Here is a 14,160-nt window from a genome sequence, read left to right as displayed (position 1 = left end):
GCCGTTTCCTGGGCGTCCACAGGCTGCTCACCGACGCCTCCGGCACCCGCACCGGCCAGTGGGAGCCCCCACCCGACGGCACGGTCACCACCCTCGCCCAGGTCGAGACGCTCGCCCCGGACCTCGCCGGTCTGCTGCGCTCCCGCTGCCTGGCCGCCGAGGCCGGCCTCGGCTCTCGCACCGGGACAGCGATGCGGCCGTGGAGACCCTCGACAACTTCGCCGCCCTCTTCGCCACGCTCACCCGCCCCCGTCGGACGGAGTGACCAGCGACACCGTGGCGCCGATCGGTGCGCCGCCCCGCGACTTCCACCGGACGGCCGCATGGCGCGGGGCCCGCCCCCTGACGACTGGACCGCCTCCCGGAAGCGGGCCGACGGGACATCCGACCCGGCACAGCCTCTCCCGGTGCCTGGAAGGCTTGGAGCAGGGGAAGGACGGAGTACTGGCGCTGCGCCTCGGGCAGGTCGCACAGGTCGTGCGCCTCCCGCAGCAGCACCTCCCCTGCCCACTTGCTCGTCGTGTACCCGCCGGCGTACCCGTCGTCGAGGGGCTGGACCGGCAGCGCGGCGCGCAGGTCGGTGTCCTCGTCGAGGGGCTGTCCCCTCCGGGATCTGGACACGGCCACGCTGGAGATGTACGTGACCGGCTTGAGCCGTTCGGTCAGGGACAGCCGGATGAGCTCCGCGGTTCCGAGGACGTTGGCGTCGAACAGGTGGCGGTAAGGCAGCACGTGGTTCACCAGGGCGCCCGCGTGGACGATCAGGTCCACCTCACCGGTCAGCCGTTCCCACGTCGCCTCGTCCAGGCCGAGCCGTGGCTCGGCGATGTCTCCTGCCAGCACTTCCAGGTGCTCCGCGGCCAACTCCTCGAAAGTGCACGTCAGTTCGGAGTCCTCGCTGCCGAAGGCATCGGCCAGTCGCTGTCGGGCGGCGTCCGGGTCCTTGCCGCGGACCACGACGATCAGCTTGCCGTCGGCCGGGGCCAGCCGATGGAGCCACTCCAGGGTGAGGAAGCGCCCCAGATATCCGCTCGCGCCGGTCAGCAGAACGCGGCGTGGTTCCCCGGCGGGGCGCGGGAGGCGGCGGGCGCCGTCGAGAGTCGCCGCATCGATGAACCGGCCCAGGACGAGGTCCTTGGCGTGCGCCTCGGTGGCGTCCTCGCCGTGCACCGACGCGAAGGTGGGCCGCGTCGCGGTGGCCGTGCGCTTGGACTCGACGTAGGCGGCCAGCTGCCGCAGGTCGTGCGCGGGACTGATGATGACGTCGACCGGTACCCGGACGCCGAAGGTGTCGTGCAACAGGTTCGACAGTGACACCGCGGACAGCGAGTCGCCGCCGAGGTCCCGGAAGTGCGCGGCGGGACTCACCTCCGTCATCGAGCCCACCAGCAGCGCCCGCGCGGCCCGCTGGACCGTCGCCGGCATCGGCTGGTCGCCGGCCGTGCGGCGCAGGTCGAGCAACTCCTGGGTCTCGTGGGCCGAGATCTCGGCGTACAGATGCTCCAGTCGCTCGCCGTAACGCTCCACGAGCTTGGGCCACAACAGCTTTCGGGAGCTTCACGTGCTTGTCTACCCGTCCTCGATCGATCTGTCGAGCCGAACCCTGCGGTTCCTGGCCGGACAACTGTCGGCCAGACAGCTGGAGATCGGGACGCGGTGGCGGCGCCTGCCAGTCGGGCGGCAGGCCCTACTCGCGCTGGCTCATCTGCGGTGCGGTGACACCTACGCTCAACTCGCTGCCGGGTTCGGCATCGGGATCGCGACCGTGTCCGCTCCTTGAGCGAGTACGCTGTCGGCGGATCGCCCGGGTGCTCTTTGCGGAAGGTCGCCATGGCGCGAGGTCCGGTCCCGGTGTGCTCGCCGGTGCCCACGGATCGCGGCGCGACCAGATCGGCCGGGCCGGGCGAGCGTGGAGGAAGGAGATCCCGCCGAGACCGGTCCCCAACCGGTCCCCAAGAAACACCGAAAGGCGGCATCGGATTTCTCCGATACCGCCTACGACCTGCGAAAACACAAGTCGGGACGACAGGATTTGAACCTGCGACCCCTTGACCCCCAGTCAAGTGCGCTACCAAGCTGCGCCACGTCCCGGCGTCCTGCCCTCCGGAGAAGGTCTCCCCGGTGGCTGGCCACGCGGAGAACATTACCCCACTTCGCGCCGCCGAAAGACGCGGCCCGTCCGCGCGACAATCGGTACATGAAGGAAGAGCGGCGGGACCGGGACAGCGAGGGGCGGGCGCGCAGTGCGCGGCCGCGGGACGGGTTGGGGCGGCCGTTGGCGTACGGGGCCCCCGGGGTGGAGCGGCAGCCGGAGGGCGTGGAGCGTACGCCCGGGGACACCCTGCGGGAGGCGCAGCGGCTGCTGGACGCGGGGATGCCGTTCCACGCGCACGAGGTGTTCGAGGACGCGTGGAAGTCCGGTCCTGAGGCGGAGCGGTCGTTGTGGCGGGGGATGGCCCAGCTCGCGGTCGGGCTGACGCATGCCGCCCGGGGCAATGCGGCGGGCGGCGCGCGGCTGCTGTTGCGCGGGGCGGGGGTGATCGACGCGTATCCGGACCGTACGCCGCACGGCATCGACGTGGCCGGGCTGACGGCGTGGGCCAGGGAGTTGGCGGGGCGCGTGGACGACGGGCCGGTGGACGCCGCCCGTGAGGCGCCCCGGCTGACCTGACCCGTCGCCACCGGTGCCCCGGCCTCGGTCAGTCGGTGAGCAGGACGACTTCGAGCCTGCGGGGGCCGTGCACGCCCTCGACCCGGTCGAGTTCGATGTCGCTGGTCGCGGACGGACCCGAGATCCAGGTGAGCGGGCGGGTCGGGTCCAGCCGCGGCATCGCCTGAGGTACGGAGGCGACGACCTGGTCCAGGGTGCGTACGACGCAGATGTGGTGGTCGGGCACGAGGGTGATCCTGCGGCGGCCCTGGTCCGGCGCCGCGTCGAGGACGAGGGTGCCGGTCTCGGCGATGGCCAGGGCGCAGCCGGTGACGACGCTGTCGACCGCGTCCAGGGCCCCGGCGCTCGCGCCGGGCTCGTCCTGGACGCGGGTCACCGTCCCGGGCGTCGCGGAGAGCCAGGCTTCCGGGAGCAGGGGGGGTACGAGGACGGTACGGGCGCCCCGTTGGGCCAGAAGGCGGGCGAGGAGGGCGGGGAGCCCCGCGGTGTCGGTGCGGTGGACGAGGGCGCGGTAGTCGGCCAGGTTCTCGGCGAGCAGGTCGGTGATCCGGTCCGCCGGGGTGTGCGTGTCAAGGTAGTCGCGGGGGGCCTCCGGTACGTCGGGGGCGTCGGCGACGGCGCCGCGGATCCGGGCGAGGATCCGCTCGCGCGAAGCGGGGGCGGTGCTGGTCATGTCCCGTTGTCCTTACGGTCGTCGTGCGCGCCGGCGGTGTCGTTCCCGGCCTGGCCCGTGCCGTTGGCGCGGTGGTGCTTCCACCAGTCGCGGAACGACTCGGCCGGCATCCGCGGCAGGTCCCGCGCCTCGGTCCAGGCCCCGGCTCCCGGGAGCTTGGCGGGGTGCAGCGCCCTGGTCCTGGACGCGACCCGCTCTCCCGCCGCCAGGACGCGGGGATGGTCGAAGACCCAGCCCGCCGCCTTCATCGCGGCCTTCTCCAGCCGGTGTCCCTTGCCGCCCTGGTCCGCGACCCGTTCGCGGAGGTGGACCAGGACCTCGGGGATGTCGATGGCCACGGGGCACACCTCGTAACACGCCCCGCAGAGGGAGGAGGCGTACGGCAGCGAGGCGTCGATCTCGCTCTGGGTGCCGCGGAGTTGGGGGCTGAGGATGGCGCCGATGGGGCCGGGGTAGACGGAGCCGTACGCGTGTCCGCCGGCCCGTTCGTACACCGGGCAGACGTTGAGGCAGGCCGAGCAGCGGATGCAGCGCAGCGCCTGCCGGCCGACCTCGTCGGCCAGGGTGTCCGTGCGGCCGTTGTCGAGCAGGACGAGGTGGAAGGTGCTCGGGCCGTCGGTGTCGTGGGTGCCCGTCCACATGCTCGTGTACGGGTTCATCCGCTCGGCCGTCGAGGAGCGCGGCAGCGTCTGGAGGAAGACCTCCAGGTCCCGCCAGCTCGGCACGACCTTCTCGATGCCCACCACCGAGATCAGGGTCTCGGGGAGGGTCAGACACATCCGTCCGTTGCCCTCCGACTCGAAGACCACGAGGGTGCCGGTCTCGGCGACCATGAAGTTGGCGCCGGAGATGCCGACCTTGGCGCGCAGGAACTTCTCGCGCAGGTGCAGCCTCGCCGCCTCGGCGAGTTCGCCGGGGGTGTCGGAGAGTCCGTCGGGGGCGGCCCTGCCCCAGTCGGCCATCCGGTCGCGGAAGATGTCGCGGATCTCGCCGCGGTTGCGGTGGATCGCCGGGACCAGGATGTGGGAGGGGCGGTCGTCGCCGAGCTGCACGATGAGTTCGGCGAGGTCGGTCTCGTACGCGGAGACGCCTTCGGCGGCCAGTGCCTCGTTGAGGCCGATCTCCTGGGTGGCCATCGACTTGACCTTGACGACCTCGCTCTCGCCGGTGGCCTTGACCAGGTCCGCGACGATCCGGTTCGCCTCGTCGGCGTCGGCGGCCCAGTGGACGGTGCCGCCGGCCGCCGTGACGGACTCCTCCAACTGGACCAGATAGCGGTCGAGATGGCGCAGGGTGTGGTCCTTGATCCGTTTGCCCGCCTCCCGGAGCAGGTCCCAGTCGGCCAGCTCCGCCACGGCGACGGCGCGTTTGTCGCGGATGGTGTGGGTGGCGTGGCGCAGATTGCCGCGCAGGGTCTCGTTGGCGACGGCTTCCCTGGCGGCCACCGGGAAGGCCGGCATCCCCAGATACGTACCGCTCATGACCACGGCTCCTCTTCGGTCGACGCCAGGATCTCCGCGAGATGCACGGATCGCAGCGGGGCGGCCTCGCGGCTCGCGATGCCGTCGATGTGCATCAGACAGGAGTTGTCGGCGCCGCACAGCACCTCGGCTCCGGTGGAGACGGCGTGGTGGACTTTGTCCTGGCCCATCGCGGCGGAAACATCGGAGTTCTTCAGGGCGAAGGTGCCGCCGAACCCGCAGCACTCCGCCGCGCCCGGCAGCTCTCTCAGCTCCAGTCCGCGGACGGCTTCGAGCAGTTTGCGGGGGCGTTCGCCGAGGCCCAGCAGACGCACTCCGTGACAGGAGGGGTGGTAGGTGACGGTGTGGGGGAAGTACGCCCCGACATCAGTCACGCCGACCACGTCGACCAGGAACTCGGTCAGCTCGTAGGTGCGCGCGGCCAGCGCCGCGGCCGCCTCGCCGCCGATCTTCGGATAGTGGTGGCGGACCATCGCCGCACAGGAACCGGAGGGCGTGATCACATAGTCGTATCCCTCGAAGGCCGTGGTCATCCGCCGTACCAGCGGCTCCGTCTCGCGCCGGTAGCCCGTGTTGAACTGCGGCTGTCCGCAGCACGTCTGCGCCTCGGGAAAGTCGACGTCGACACCGAGGCGTTCGAGCAGGCGTACGGTCGCGATCCCGGTGGACGGATACACGGCGTCGTTGACGCAGGTGACGAAGAGGGCGGCGCGCATGGGCGGAGCATATGTCGGCTCCGGCGCCGCACGGTAGTCCCCCGTGCGGGGTGATGGGTTCTCAGACATCCTATGAATGTGTCCACTCTTGTGCTGCTCTCCCCTGCGGGCCCGGCCGCGGTACGGCAGACTCCGCAGGGTGAGGAAGATCTATGTCATCGGTATCGGGGCGGGTGACCCCGACCATCTGACCGTCTCGGCGGTCAAGGCGCTGCGTCAGGTGGATGTGTTCTTTCTGCTCGACAAGGGAGGGGAGAGGGCCGGTCCCGTCGACCTGCGGCACGAGATCCTGCGCCGTCACACGGACGGTCGCAGCCATCGGCTGGTCGAGATCCCCGACCCCGCGCGGGACCGGACCACCGACGGCGCGGGCTATCCCGGGGCCGTCGACGCGTGGCGCGGACGCCGGGCCGATCTCTTCGAGCGGGCGATCGCCGACGAGCTGGACGACGGCCCGGACGCCGCGCGGACCGGGGCGTTCCTGGTCTGGGGCGATCCGTCTCTGTACGACTCGACGCTCGCCGTGCTGGAGGAGGTCCTGGCGCGGGGCGCGGTCCGGTTCGACCACGAGGTGATCCCCGGCATCAGCAGCGTCTCCGCGCTGGCCGCGCGGCACCGGATCGGGCTGACGCGGGTGGGCCGTCCCGTCGAGATCACCACGGGACGGCGGCTCGCCGAGGGGTGGCCGGACGGGGTGGACGATGTCGTGGTCATGCTCGACGCGCACCAGGCCTATCTGCGCCATCTGGACATCGATCCCGTCATCCACTGGGGCGCCTATGTGGGCACCGAGGACGAGATCCTGGTCTCCGGCCGGCTCTCCGAGGTCGCGGAGCGGATCGGGGAGCTGCGGTCCGCGGCGCGGGCCCGCAAGGGCTGGATCATGGACACGTATCTGCTGCGACGGGGATGAATCGTTCCGGCGCGGGCGCGGGCGCACCGGGGCAGCGGCGCGAGCCGTCGACACGGTCGTGGCCGTGGCCGCCGGCGTCGTCACCGCCGTCGTCGCTGTCACCGCCGTCGTCGCTGTCATCCGGGGAGTGCCCTCATCAGGCGCGCCCCACGAAGTCCCAGGCGCCGTGGCCCGCCCGGTAGACCACGAACCCCGGCTCCGTCCGCAGATACGCGGCGCCGCCGGGCGCCGTGACCTGGTCGCGGCGGGCGGCCGGTACGTGGATCTCCGCCGTGGCGCCGAGGGGGACACGGACGGCGAGCCGCAGCGTGCCGCCGATCGCCGACCAGGCCACCGACGCCTCGCCCCGGACGGTACGGATCCAGGTGCGGGCCCAGGTGACACCGGTCCGGCCGTCGGGCCGTACGGTGAAGGTGCGGTAGCCCGCGTCCCCGGGACGCAGCCCGGCCACGTTCTCGTACAGCCACTGGGCGACCGTGCCCTGGAAGTAGTGGTCACGCGAGCGCGAGTCGGCGGGCCACATCTCCCACATGGTGTCGGCGCCGTTGTCGAACCAGTAGCCCCAGCTCGGATACGTACGCTGAGTGGCGATGGCGTGTGCCACCTCGGGGTGGCCGTGGGCGCACAGGACGCGCAGCAGCACGCTTGTGCCGAGCGCCCCGGTGTTGAGGTGGTCGCCGCGTGCGGTGATGTCCGCGACGAGGCTGTCGACGACCGAGGCGCGGGCGCCGCTCGGGACCAGTCCGAAGGCCAGCGGGAGGGCATTGGACGTCTGCCGGTAGCCGGGGTCCTTCGCCGTTCTGTAGTGGCCGGAGGCGTCCAGGAAGGCCGTGTTGAAGGCGTCCTTGAGACCGTCCGCCGCGCTCCGGTAGCGCGCCGCCGTCCCGTCGTGGCCCAGCAGTTCGCCCATCTCGGCCGTCTGGACGAGCGCGCGGTGCAGATACGCGGTCGCCGTCAGCCGGGTGTCCTCGGGCGGGTTGCCGCCGTAGCCGGGCGGCAGATAGTCGCCGAGCGCGGTGATCGCGAGACCGTCGACCAGCCGTGTCAACTCCCAGTCCAGATAACGTGTCAGGGTCGTCCAGTGCTCCCGCGCCACCCGGTCGTCGCCGTAGATCCGGTACATCTCCCGTACCAGGAACGGATATACGGTCGTCCACTCGGGCGAGGGACCGAGGTCGCCGTAGCCCCAGCCGCCGCTGGGCACGATCACCGGTAGTTGCCCGTCGGGGTTCTGGCTGTCCGCCAGGTCGCCGAGCCACTTGGTGAGGAAGCGGTGCATCCCGAAGGCGTACTCCATGACGGGCGCGCCGAGTTGGGCGTCGCCGGTCCAGCCGTTCTTCTCGTACATCGGGGTGTCGGTGGGTATCCCGTGCAGGTTGTTGAGGAGGGTGCGGCGCATCGCCCGGTCGAGCTGTTCGTAGAAGGGCTCGGAGCAGTCGAAGCCGCTGACCTCCGCCACTTCCGTATGGACGGTCCTGGCCACCAGATCGGCCCGGCGCGGACGCGTCGGCAACCCGCTGACCTGCACGTACCGGAAGCCCTTGTACGAGAACGACGGCTCCCACACCTCGGTGGCGCCCCCGCCCGCGCAGATGTACTCGTCGCGCTGGAAACGGCCCGGCACATGCCCGGTCTCGGCGTGGACGCTGCCGTCCTCCTTCAGTTTCTCGCCGTGGACCAGGGAGACGACGGTGCCGGCCGGGGCCCGTACGCTCAGCCGGGTCCAGCCCGCCGTCGTACGGCCCATGTCCACGATGTACACCCCGGGGGCGTGCTCGGTGATCGCGGTGGGGGTGTGGGTCGCGATGACCTCGATGGGGTCGTGCGGCTGGGCGCGCAGGGTGCCCCGGGGCGCGGACTGCTCGGCCGGATGGCGCCAGGAGCTGTCGTCGAAGCCGGGCAGGGTCCAGCCCGCCGGCGCCAGCCGGGCGTCGTAGGTCTCCCCCGCGTAGAGGGAGTTGGTGAGGGTGGGGCCCTCGGTGAGGCGCCAGTCGGTGTCGGAGACGACGGTGGTGCGGGAGCCGTCGGGGTGGTCCGCCTCCAGTCGGCACAGCAGCCGCGGTTCGCCGTGCCACGGGGGCCGGTGCCAGTTCCACACGTTGGGGGTGGTCATGCCGTAGAAGCCGCGGCCGAGGGTGACCCCGAGCGCGTTCTCACCGCGTTCGAGGAGCGCCGTCACATCGTGCACCGCGTACATCACGGTCTCGTCGTAGTCCGTGAAGGCCGGGTCGAGCACCTGGGTCCCGACCCGCTTCCCGTTCAACTCCGCCACGTAGTAGGCCAGTCCGCTGATGTAGAGACGGGCGCGGCTGACGGGTTTGCGTACGGTGAACGCGCGGCGCAGCAGGGGCGCGGGCGCCTCCGGTACGGCGACGGAGACCCCGCCGCCCCACGGTCCCTGACCGTAGGGCGCGAGCACGGTGGCGGCGGTCCATCCGGTGTCGTCGAACTCCGGCTGTTCCCAGCCGGGTTGCTCGGTGTCGGTGGCACGCCAACCGTCCCCTGTGGTCAGTTGACGCGTGGCGCCGTCGGCGGTCTCGACCAGCAGGCGTCCGAGCAGTCCGGCCGGATTGGCGGCGGCCCCGCCGCGGTTGGTGGCGACCGCCGCGAGGACGACCGTGCCACCGGCCGCGGCGCGTACGGCGGCGGTGACATCGGCGGCCCTGCCGGTGCGCCAGGCGTCCACCTGCTCGGGCGTGTGCAGGACGGGGCGGCCGTTCAGATGGAGGGTGAAGTCGTCGTCGGCGGTGGCGACGAGGGTGGCCCGGGTGATCTCCGTACCCTCGGGAAGCCCGAGGGAGCCACGGAACCAGCGGGGTCCGACCGGGGCGCCGCCCGTGGTCGCCCCCGCCGTCCAGATCCAGGACGCGCCGTCGAGGCCGGGCGGCCCGGCGGGCTGGTCGGCGCCTATCCACCGGGCGTGCCATTGCTCCGTACCGAGCGCGGTCTCCCACCAGCCGGGCGCGCTCCACGCCGAGGCGCGTCCTTCGGCGTCCCAGACGCGGACCTGCCAGTGGCAGCGGGTACGCGGCGGCAGCGCGGGGCCCGCGTAGGGCACGGCGACGGTACGGTCCGATGCCACGCGGCCGGTGTCCCAGAGGAGTTCACGGCCCGCCGCGAGGGAGCGCCGACCAGTGGCGGCCCGGATCTGGTACGCGCTCTGCCGCGCGCCCCGGCCGCCGTCGAGCACCCAGGACAGCAGCGGGGCGACGGCATCGGTGCCGAGTACGCCGGCCGTACCGAGGACACAGTCGGCGTACTCGACGGTGGCGGAGACGATGCGGAGCCGCCCGGCCCGGCCGCCCGGCGCGGGCGCGGCGACGGCCGGGGAGCCCATGGCCACACCGGAGAGGAGACCGGCCCCGGCCCCCAGCGCGGAGGTGTGCAGAAGACCTCGGCGTGTCCAGCCCATGCCCATCGCGTCCCCCCAGGATTGAAACGTTTCATGTCCCGGGTATGCATCGTAGGGCCGAGTTGTCCGCGCGACAAGAGGTGCGGGAGGGGTGGGGAGAGCCAGGGCCTCCTCCGTCGCGAGCAGGGGCCTGGCCCTCCGCGAAGGGGGCCGGCGCCTGGCACTACGCCGGGGCCGGGGCCTACGGACTCGGCGTCAGGCGTACACGTACCGTCGATGCCCCGATGCCGACGAACGTCACCGTGACGCCCTCCGCGCTGAGCGTCGTTCCCGCGCCGACCGTGCCCACGCAGCCGCCGTCGTCCCCGCGCACCCGGATGTTCCCCGGGCCCGACGCCCCACACCGTCGCGCCCCCGGCAGCTCCCAGCTCGCGTCCGCCCCGTCCACAGCGGTGACCGTGAAGCGGCCCGCCCCGTCGCCGCGGTCGAAGCGGACGGTGTCCCCCGCCTCCAGGTCCACCTCGCAGTCGGCGTCCGCGCAGGCGCCGCGGTCCGTAAGGGCCGCCGCGGCCGGCGCGGGGACGGTGACCGTCGCCGTGACGGGCCCTCGGCCGGGTGCCGGAGGCGGCGTACCACCGCCGCACCCCGCCGTCAGCGAGAGCGCCGCCGCGGCCAGGACCGCGCACCCACCGCGTACCGTGACACCCGTGCCGGCGCCGTTCGTCTCGCGCATCCCACTCCTTCGTCCCCGGGAGGATGCGCGCCGCCGGTGACCGGAAAACCCGGTGTGCCCCGAGCGCCCGCGCGCGCTACCGCGTGAGCACGGCGCGGATGCTCTTGCCGCCGTCCGGGCGCGGCAGAACGGTGACCATCTCGGCCAGGCGCTGGATCATCGGCCAGCCGAAGCCGCCGGTCCGGCCGGTGAGGTCGGGGCTGCGGTCCTGCGGCGGGGCGGGGCTCGGGTCGTGCACCACGATCTGCAGACTGCGACGGTCCGCACGCAGATGCAAAGCGGTCACCTCACCCGCGTGCCGGATCGCGTTCGTCACCAGCTCGGAGACGAGCAGGACCAGATTCTGCGAGGTGTGCTCGGAGGGCTCGGGGGAGAGACCGGCCAGAAAACCGTAGGTCGCCTCTCGTGCCTCGGCCGCCAGTTCCGGGCGCAGCGCCCATTCGACATGGTCGTGGCGCCGGGTGTCGCTCATGGAAGGGTGTTGCATCGGACTCACCCCGTCGTTCGGATGTGGGTGCGGCTCTCTCCGCCGTCGTTTACCCCCGCAATCACCGTCGAAGACTGCCGAAGTGAACCTTGTTGCCACTGAAAGGGGCGGTCGCCCCCGTCCGCCGCTGTCTCTGAGGGCAGCGCCGGGTCAGACGGCCGCGTCGGTCCCGTCGGCGGGCGTCCGCTCCGGGCCCTCGGGCGCGAGCGCGGCCTCGATCGTGGCGTACACCGGCAGGGCGTTCTCCAGGCCGATGACGTCGAAGAGGCGCTGGACGGCGGAGGAGGGCCGGGCGAGCCGCAGCCTCGGGCCCAGCGAGCCGTGGGCCTGGAGGAGCACGTTCACCGTGGTGGAGTCCGCGAAGGAGACGCGGGAGAGATCCACGACGACGGGGCCCGGGGCGGTTTCGCCCGCCTCGGTCAGCGCGGTGGTGAGCGGGACGCTGCTGTCCAGATCGAGATCACCGCTGAGGGCGACGACGACTGCGTCGCCGTGCCGACTCGTGGCCAGCCCCATGGCCTGACCTGCGCTGTGATGAGGTTGCACAGGATTCCTTCGTGGGCTCTAGAGGTCAGGTGTGGCACAACAATAGAAGTGATCGTTGCCATTTGACAACATTCTCCGGTGCGCAACAATCTGTTCACTGCTTCCGCACAAGCGCTCTGCGCGGAGAGTAACGCTTCGATACCGGGAAGGGGGCCCCAATGAAGCTATGCGCTGTCCGCCTGAAGCTATGCGCTGTCCGCCACGTGGCCGCGCAGCGGGGTTTCGGCCGTCTCGGCCGCGCCCCCCGGACCCCGGCTCGCCGCGGCGCGGAAGGCGTCCAGTCCCGCCGCGAGCATCAGCACGTCCGACGGCTCCATCCGCTCCAGCACCAGGGCCACCTCGCGGGTGCGGAAGACGCGGTACTCGTCCAGTGCCTGCTGGCCGCGCGGGCTCAACCGCAGTTCGACCTCGCGCCGGCTCGCACGGCTCTGGGAGCGGGTGACGAGCCCCATGGCCTCCATCCGGTCGCAGAGCCTGCTCACGGAGGAGGGACGCGACCCGAGCGCCTCGCCGAGGGTCCGCAGATTGACGCCCTCATGCGTTTCGATGACGAGAAGGGCCCGTAGCTGGGACGGCGGGACCGGACCCGACGGCGCGGCCTCCTGGCCACGTCCCCATACCACTTCGAGCAGTTCCGAGGCGGCGCTGACGGCCTCGGCGACCTGCTCGCGACGGCGCGGCTGACCGGTGAAACGGGACATCGATCCACCCTTTCATCCGGCGTTGCCTTTTGTCAGCCCGAACCGATCCCCGGACCGACCAGGACCGGAACCCGGACCGAACCGGCCCCCTTGAGGAAAGCTGAACGACAGTGACTCTACTCGCGGATGTGGAAAGAGCGGTCCGCGCGGCGGCGCCGCACGACCTGGTGGGCACGTTGCGCGGCATGCTCGCGACAGCGTACGGAGCGGCCTCCGTCACGCTGTACCTCGCGGACTACGCGCTCACCGTGCTCCGTACGGTCGACGACCCCGCGGCGTCCGCCGCCGAGGGCCTGTCGCTGCACAACACCCCGGAGGGCCGCGCGTTCGGCAGCCAGGAGCCGCGTGAGCAGGAGGTCAGGCACCGGGACGCGGTGGACCACCATCTTCCGGTCACGGTGCGCGGCGAACGGCTCGGCATCCTCACGGTCCGGCTGCCGAGCGGTCTGTCCACCCCGGAGACCGTCGACGATCTGACCCAGGTCGCCGATCTGCTGGGCCACGAGATCCTGGTGGCGGAGCGGGACACGGACCTCTACCAGCGGGCGCGCAGGGCGAGCCGGCTGACCCTGGCGGCCGAGATGCAGTGGGAGCTGCTGCCGGCCCGCGCCTGCACCGCCCGGGAGTACGCGATCGGCGCACAGCTCGAACCCGCCTACGCGATCCACGGCGACAACTTCGACTGGGCGGCGGACGCGACCGAGCTGACCCTCGCGGTGACCAACGGGATGGGCGAGGGCATCCAGGCCTCCCTGCTGACCAATCTCGCCGTCAACGCGCTGCGCAACGCGCGCCGGGCGGGCATCGGCATCGCCGACCAGGCGGCGCTGGCCGACCAGGCGCTGTACGAGCAGCACCGGGGCGCCTCGTACGTGTCGACACTGCTGCTCCGTTTCGAGCTGGCGACGGGGCGGGTCGAGGCCGTGGACGCGGGGTCGCCCGAGCTGTGGCGGCAGCGCGGCAAGACCGTGGAGCGCGTCGAGCTGGACGCGCAGCTTCCGCTCGGCATGTTCGAGGAGTCGCACTACGTGGCGCAGTCGTTCCGGGTACTCCCCGGCGACCGGCTGCTCTTCGTGAGCGACGGGGTGTACGCGGCGGTCTCGCCGCAGGGCGAGGCGTACGGGGACCGGGCGCTGGCGCGGGCGATCAGCGCGACGAGTCTGCTGCCGGCGGCGATGGTGCCGCGCGCGGTGCTGCGGGAGCTGGCGGCCTACCGGGAGACCGAGTCGACGGACGACGCGCTGGTGCTCTGCCTGGACTGGTTCGGCCGGGAGGGGTGATCGGGAAGGGGACGGGCCGTGCCGTACGGCCGGGGCGCGTCAGGACCGTACGGCCGGGGCGCGTCAGGCGGGGACCCGGCGGGACGTCAGGTCGAAGACGGCCTGGACCCTCTTGCCCACCGGGACGCGCTCCGCGGTGAGCCGGTCGGCGAGCGCGTGGACGATCTCCAGTCCGTGGCCGCCGAGCCGGGCGGGGTCGCGCGGGTAGCGGCGCGGCAGGGTCGAGCTGCTGTCGTACACGGTCACGAGGACCTGCTGGTCCGTGCCCTCCAGCTCCAGGAGATACGGTCCGTGGCTGTGCCGCTCGGCGTTGGTGACCAGTTCGCTGACGACGAGCAGCAGATCGCCGGTCGCGCGGTCACCGAGGGCGGCGAACCATTCGGCCTCCAACTGCTGGAGAAACCGTTCGGCCAGCAGCCGGGCCTCGGCGATGCACCCGGGCTCGCCGCTGAACTGCCCGGCCCGCCGCAGCGGCTGTACGGAATCGGCCATGGCCGTGAGGGCCGTTCCGATGATGGTCTGTTCGTTCATAGCTCCTGCCCGCGCACCGGTGAGGCGGTCGGGGACCCCCTTCTCGGTTCCCCTTATGCCCCCACACGCCGCCGGT

General features: G+C 72.1%; 13 protein-coding genes, 1 tRNA gene and 1 pseudogene. 4 read left to right on the top strand and 11 right to left on the bottom strand.

Annotated features, from left to right (window positions below):
• Positions 1–84: 84 nt before the first annotated feature.
• Positions 85–1,542, bottom strand: a complete 1,458-nt coding sequence (locus ACIQ7D_RS03285; RefSeq protein WP_403933066.1) for an SDR family oxidoreductase — start codon at positions 1,540–1,542, stop codon at positions 85–87.
• 19 nt (positions 1,543–1,561) lie between these two features.
• On the opposite strand from ACIQ7D_RS03285, the pseudogene ACIQ7D_RS03280 reads away from it, so the two are divergent.
• Positions 1,562–1,765, top strand: a pseudogene (locus tag ACIQ7D_RS03280) (transposase family protein); the annotation flags it as partial.
• Positions 1,766–2,017: 252 nt separating this feature from the next.
• On the opposite strand, the gene ACIQ7D_RS03275 reads toward ACIQ7D_RS03280, so the two are convergent.
• Positions 2,018–2,091, bottom strand: a tRNA-Pro gene (locus tag ACIQ7D_RS03275).
• 106 nt (positions 2,092–2,197) lie between these two features.
• On the opposite strand from ACIQ7D_RS03275, the gene ACIQ7D_RS03270 reads away from it, so the two are divergent.
• Positions 2,198–2,671: a DUF309 domain-containing protein gene (locus ACIQ7D_RS03270; protein WP_403933064.1), complete on the top strand. Its 474-nt coding sequence runs from the start codon at positions 2,198–2,200 to the stop codon at positions 2,669–2,671.
• Positions 2,672–2,699: 28 nt separating this feature from the next.
• Here the strand turns inward: ACIQ7D_RS03270 and ACIQ7D_RS03265 are convergent, their stop codons facing one another.
• From ACIQ7D_RS03265 to ACIQ7D_RS03255, 3 genes are read right to left on the bottom strand one after another with little or no spacing between them, the layout of a single operon-like run.
• Entirely contained in the window at positions 2,700–3,344 is a 645-nt protein-coding gene (locus tag ACIQ7D_RS03265) for a lactate utilization protein C (RefSeq protein WP_403933062.1), read from the bottom strand.
• A complete protein-coding gene (locus ACIQ7D_RS03260; protein WP_403933061.1) occupies positions 3,341–4,825 on the bottom strand; it encodes a LutB/LldF family L-lactate oxidation iron-sulfur protein in 1,485 nt (494 codons plus the stop codon). The genes ACIQ7D_RS03265 and ACIQ7D_RS03260 overlap by 4 nt, the downstream gene beginning before the upstream one ends.
• Complete coding sequence (locus ACIQ7D_RS03255; protein ID WP_403933059.1) at positions 4,822–5,541, bottom strand: (Fe-S)-binding protein; 720 nt, start codon at positions 5,539–5,541, stop codon at positions 4,822–4,824. Before ACIQ7D_RS03255 ends, ACIQ7D_RS03260 begins: the two co-directional genes overlap by 4 nt.
• A 139-nt stretch (positions 5,542–5,680) precedes the next feature.
• Here ACIQ7D_RS03255 and cobF point away from each other — a divergent pair, with 139 nt between their 5' ends.
• The gene (cobF, locus tag ACIQ7D_RS03250; RefSeq protein ID WP_403933057.1) at positions 5,681–6,454 is read left to right on the top strand and encodes a precorrin-6A synthase (deacetylating); all 774 of its coding nucleotides are present in this window, start codon (positions 5,681–5,683) and stop codon (positions 6,452–6,454) included.
• A gap of 136 nt (positions 6,455–6,590) precedes the next feature.
• Here the strand turns inward: cobF and ACIQ7D_RS03245 are convergent, their stop codons facing one another.
• The 5 genes from ACIQ7D_RS03245 to ACIQ7D_RS03225 form a co-directional block, all read right to left on the bottom strand.
• A complete protein-coding gene (locus ACIQ7D_RS03245) occupies positions 6,591–9,866 on the bottom strand; it encodes a family 78 glycoside hydrolase catalytic domain (RefSeq protein WP_403933055.1) in 3,276 nt (1,091 codons plus the stop codon).
• Between the two features lie 181 nt (positions 9,867–10,047).
• Positions 10,048–10,539, bottom strand: a complete 492-nt coding sequence (locus ACIQ7D_RS03240; protein ID WP_403933053.1) for a hypothetical protein — start codon at positions 10,537–10,539, stop codon at positions 10,048–10,050.
• Between the two features lie 76 nt (positions 10,540–10,615).
• The gene (locus ACIQ7D_RS03235) at positions 10,616–11,011 is read right to left on the bottom strand and encodes an ATP-binding protein (RefSeq protein WP_403933051.1); all 396 of its coding nucleotides are present in this window, start codon (positions 11,009–11,011) and stop codon (positions 10,616–10,618) included.
• Between the two features lie 165 nt (positions 11,012–11,176).
• Positions 11,177–11,572 (bottom strand): STAS domain-containing protein, encoded by a 396-nt coding sequence (locus ACIQ7D_RS03230; RefSeq protein WP_403933050.1) that lies wholly within the window; start codon positions 11,570–11,572, stop codon positions 11,177–11,179.
• 185 nt (positions 11,573–11,757) lie between these two features.
• Positions 11,758–12,273: a MarR family winged helix-turn-helix transcriptional regulator gene (locus ACIQ7D_RS03225; protein ID WP_403933048.1), complete on the bottom strand. Its 516-nt coding sequence runs from the start codon at positions 12,271–12,273 to the stop codon at positions 11,758–11,760.
• Between the two features lie 185 nt (positions 12,274–12,458).
• Between ACIQ7D_RS03225 and ACIQ7D_RS03220 the strand changes: the two genes are divergently transcribed.
• Entirely contained in the window at positions 12,459–13,553 is a 1,095-nt protein-coding gene (locus tag ACIQ7D_RS03220; protein ID WP_403933801.1) for a PP2C family protein-serine/threonine phosphatase, read from the top strand.
• Between the two features lie 63 nt (positions 13,554–13,616).
• On the opposite strand, the gene ACIQ7D_RS03215 is transcribed toward ACIQ7D_RS03220, so the two are convergent.
• The gene (locus tag ACIQ7D_RS03215) at positions 13,617–14,084 is read right to left on the bottom strand and encodes an ATP-binding protein (RefSeq protein WP_403933046.1); all 468 of its coding nucleotides are present in this window, start codon (positions 14,082–14,084) and stop codon (positions 13,617–13,619) included.
• Positions 14,085–14,160: the final 76 nt, after the last annotated feature.

The organism is Streptomyces sp. NPDC096310 (assembly GCF_044763125.1).
Classification (GTDB): Bacteria; Actinomycetota; Actinomycetes; order Streptomycetales; family Streptomycetaceae; genus Streptomyces.
Note: the sequence above shows the minus strand (reverse complement) of the source record. Positions and strands in the feature narration are given on the sequence as shown.

What these genes read in the sequence shown, in the direction of transcription:
- ACIQ7D_RS03270 (WP_403933064.1), top strand. Translation starts at nt 2,198, where the DNA reads ATGAAGGAAGAGCGGCGGGACCGGGACAGCGAGGGGCGGGCGCGCAGT.
- ACIQ7D_RS03220 (WP_403933801.1), top strand. Translation starts at nt 12,459, where the DNA reads ATGCTCGCGACAGCGTACGGAGCGGCCTCCGTCACGCTGTACCTCGCG.
- ACIQ7D_RS03245 (WP_403933055.1), bottom strand. Translation starts at nt 9,866, where the DNA reads ATGGGCTGGACACGCCGAGGTCTTCTGCACACCTCCGCGCTGGGGGCC.
- ACIQ7D_RS03225 (WP_403933048.1), bottom strand. Translation starts at nt 12,273, where the DNA reads ATGTCCCGTTTCACCGGTCAGCCGCGCCGTCGCGAGCAGGTCGCCGAG.
- ACIQ7D_RS03240 (WP_403933053.1), bottom strand. Translation starts at nt 10,539, where the DNA reads ATGCGCGAGACGAACGGCGCCGGCACGGGTGTCACGGTACGCGGTGGG.
- ACIQ7D_RS03265 (WP_403933062.1), bottom strand. Translation starts at nt 3,344, where the DNA reads ATGACCAGCACCGCCCCCGCTTCGCGCGAGCGGATCCTCGCCCGGATC.
- ACIQ7D_RS03235 (WP_403933051.1), bottom strand. Translation starts at nt 11,011, where the DNA reads ATGAGCGACACCCGGCGCCACGACCATGTCGAATGGGCGCTGCGCCCG.
- ACIQ7D_RS03255 (WP_403933059.1), bottom strand. Translation starts at nt 5,541, where the DNA reads ATGCGCGCCGCCCTCTTCGTCACCTGCGTCAACGACGCCGTGTATCCG.
- ACIQ7D_RS03260 (WP_403933061.1), bottom strand. Translation starts at nt 4,825, where the DNA reads ATGAGCGGTACGTATCTGGGGATGCCGGCCTTCCCGGTGGCCGCCAGG.
- ACIQ7D_RS03215 (WP_403933046.1), bottom strand. Translation starts at nt 14,084, where the DNA reads ATGAACGAACAGACCATCATCGGAACGGCCCTCACGGCCATGGCCGAT.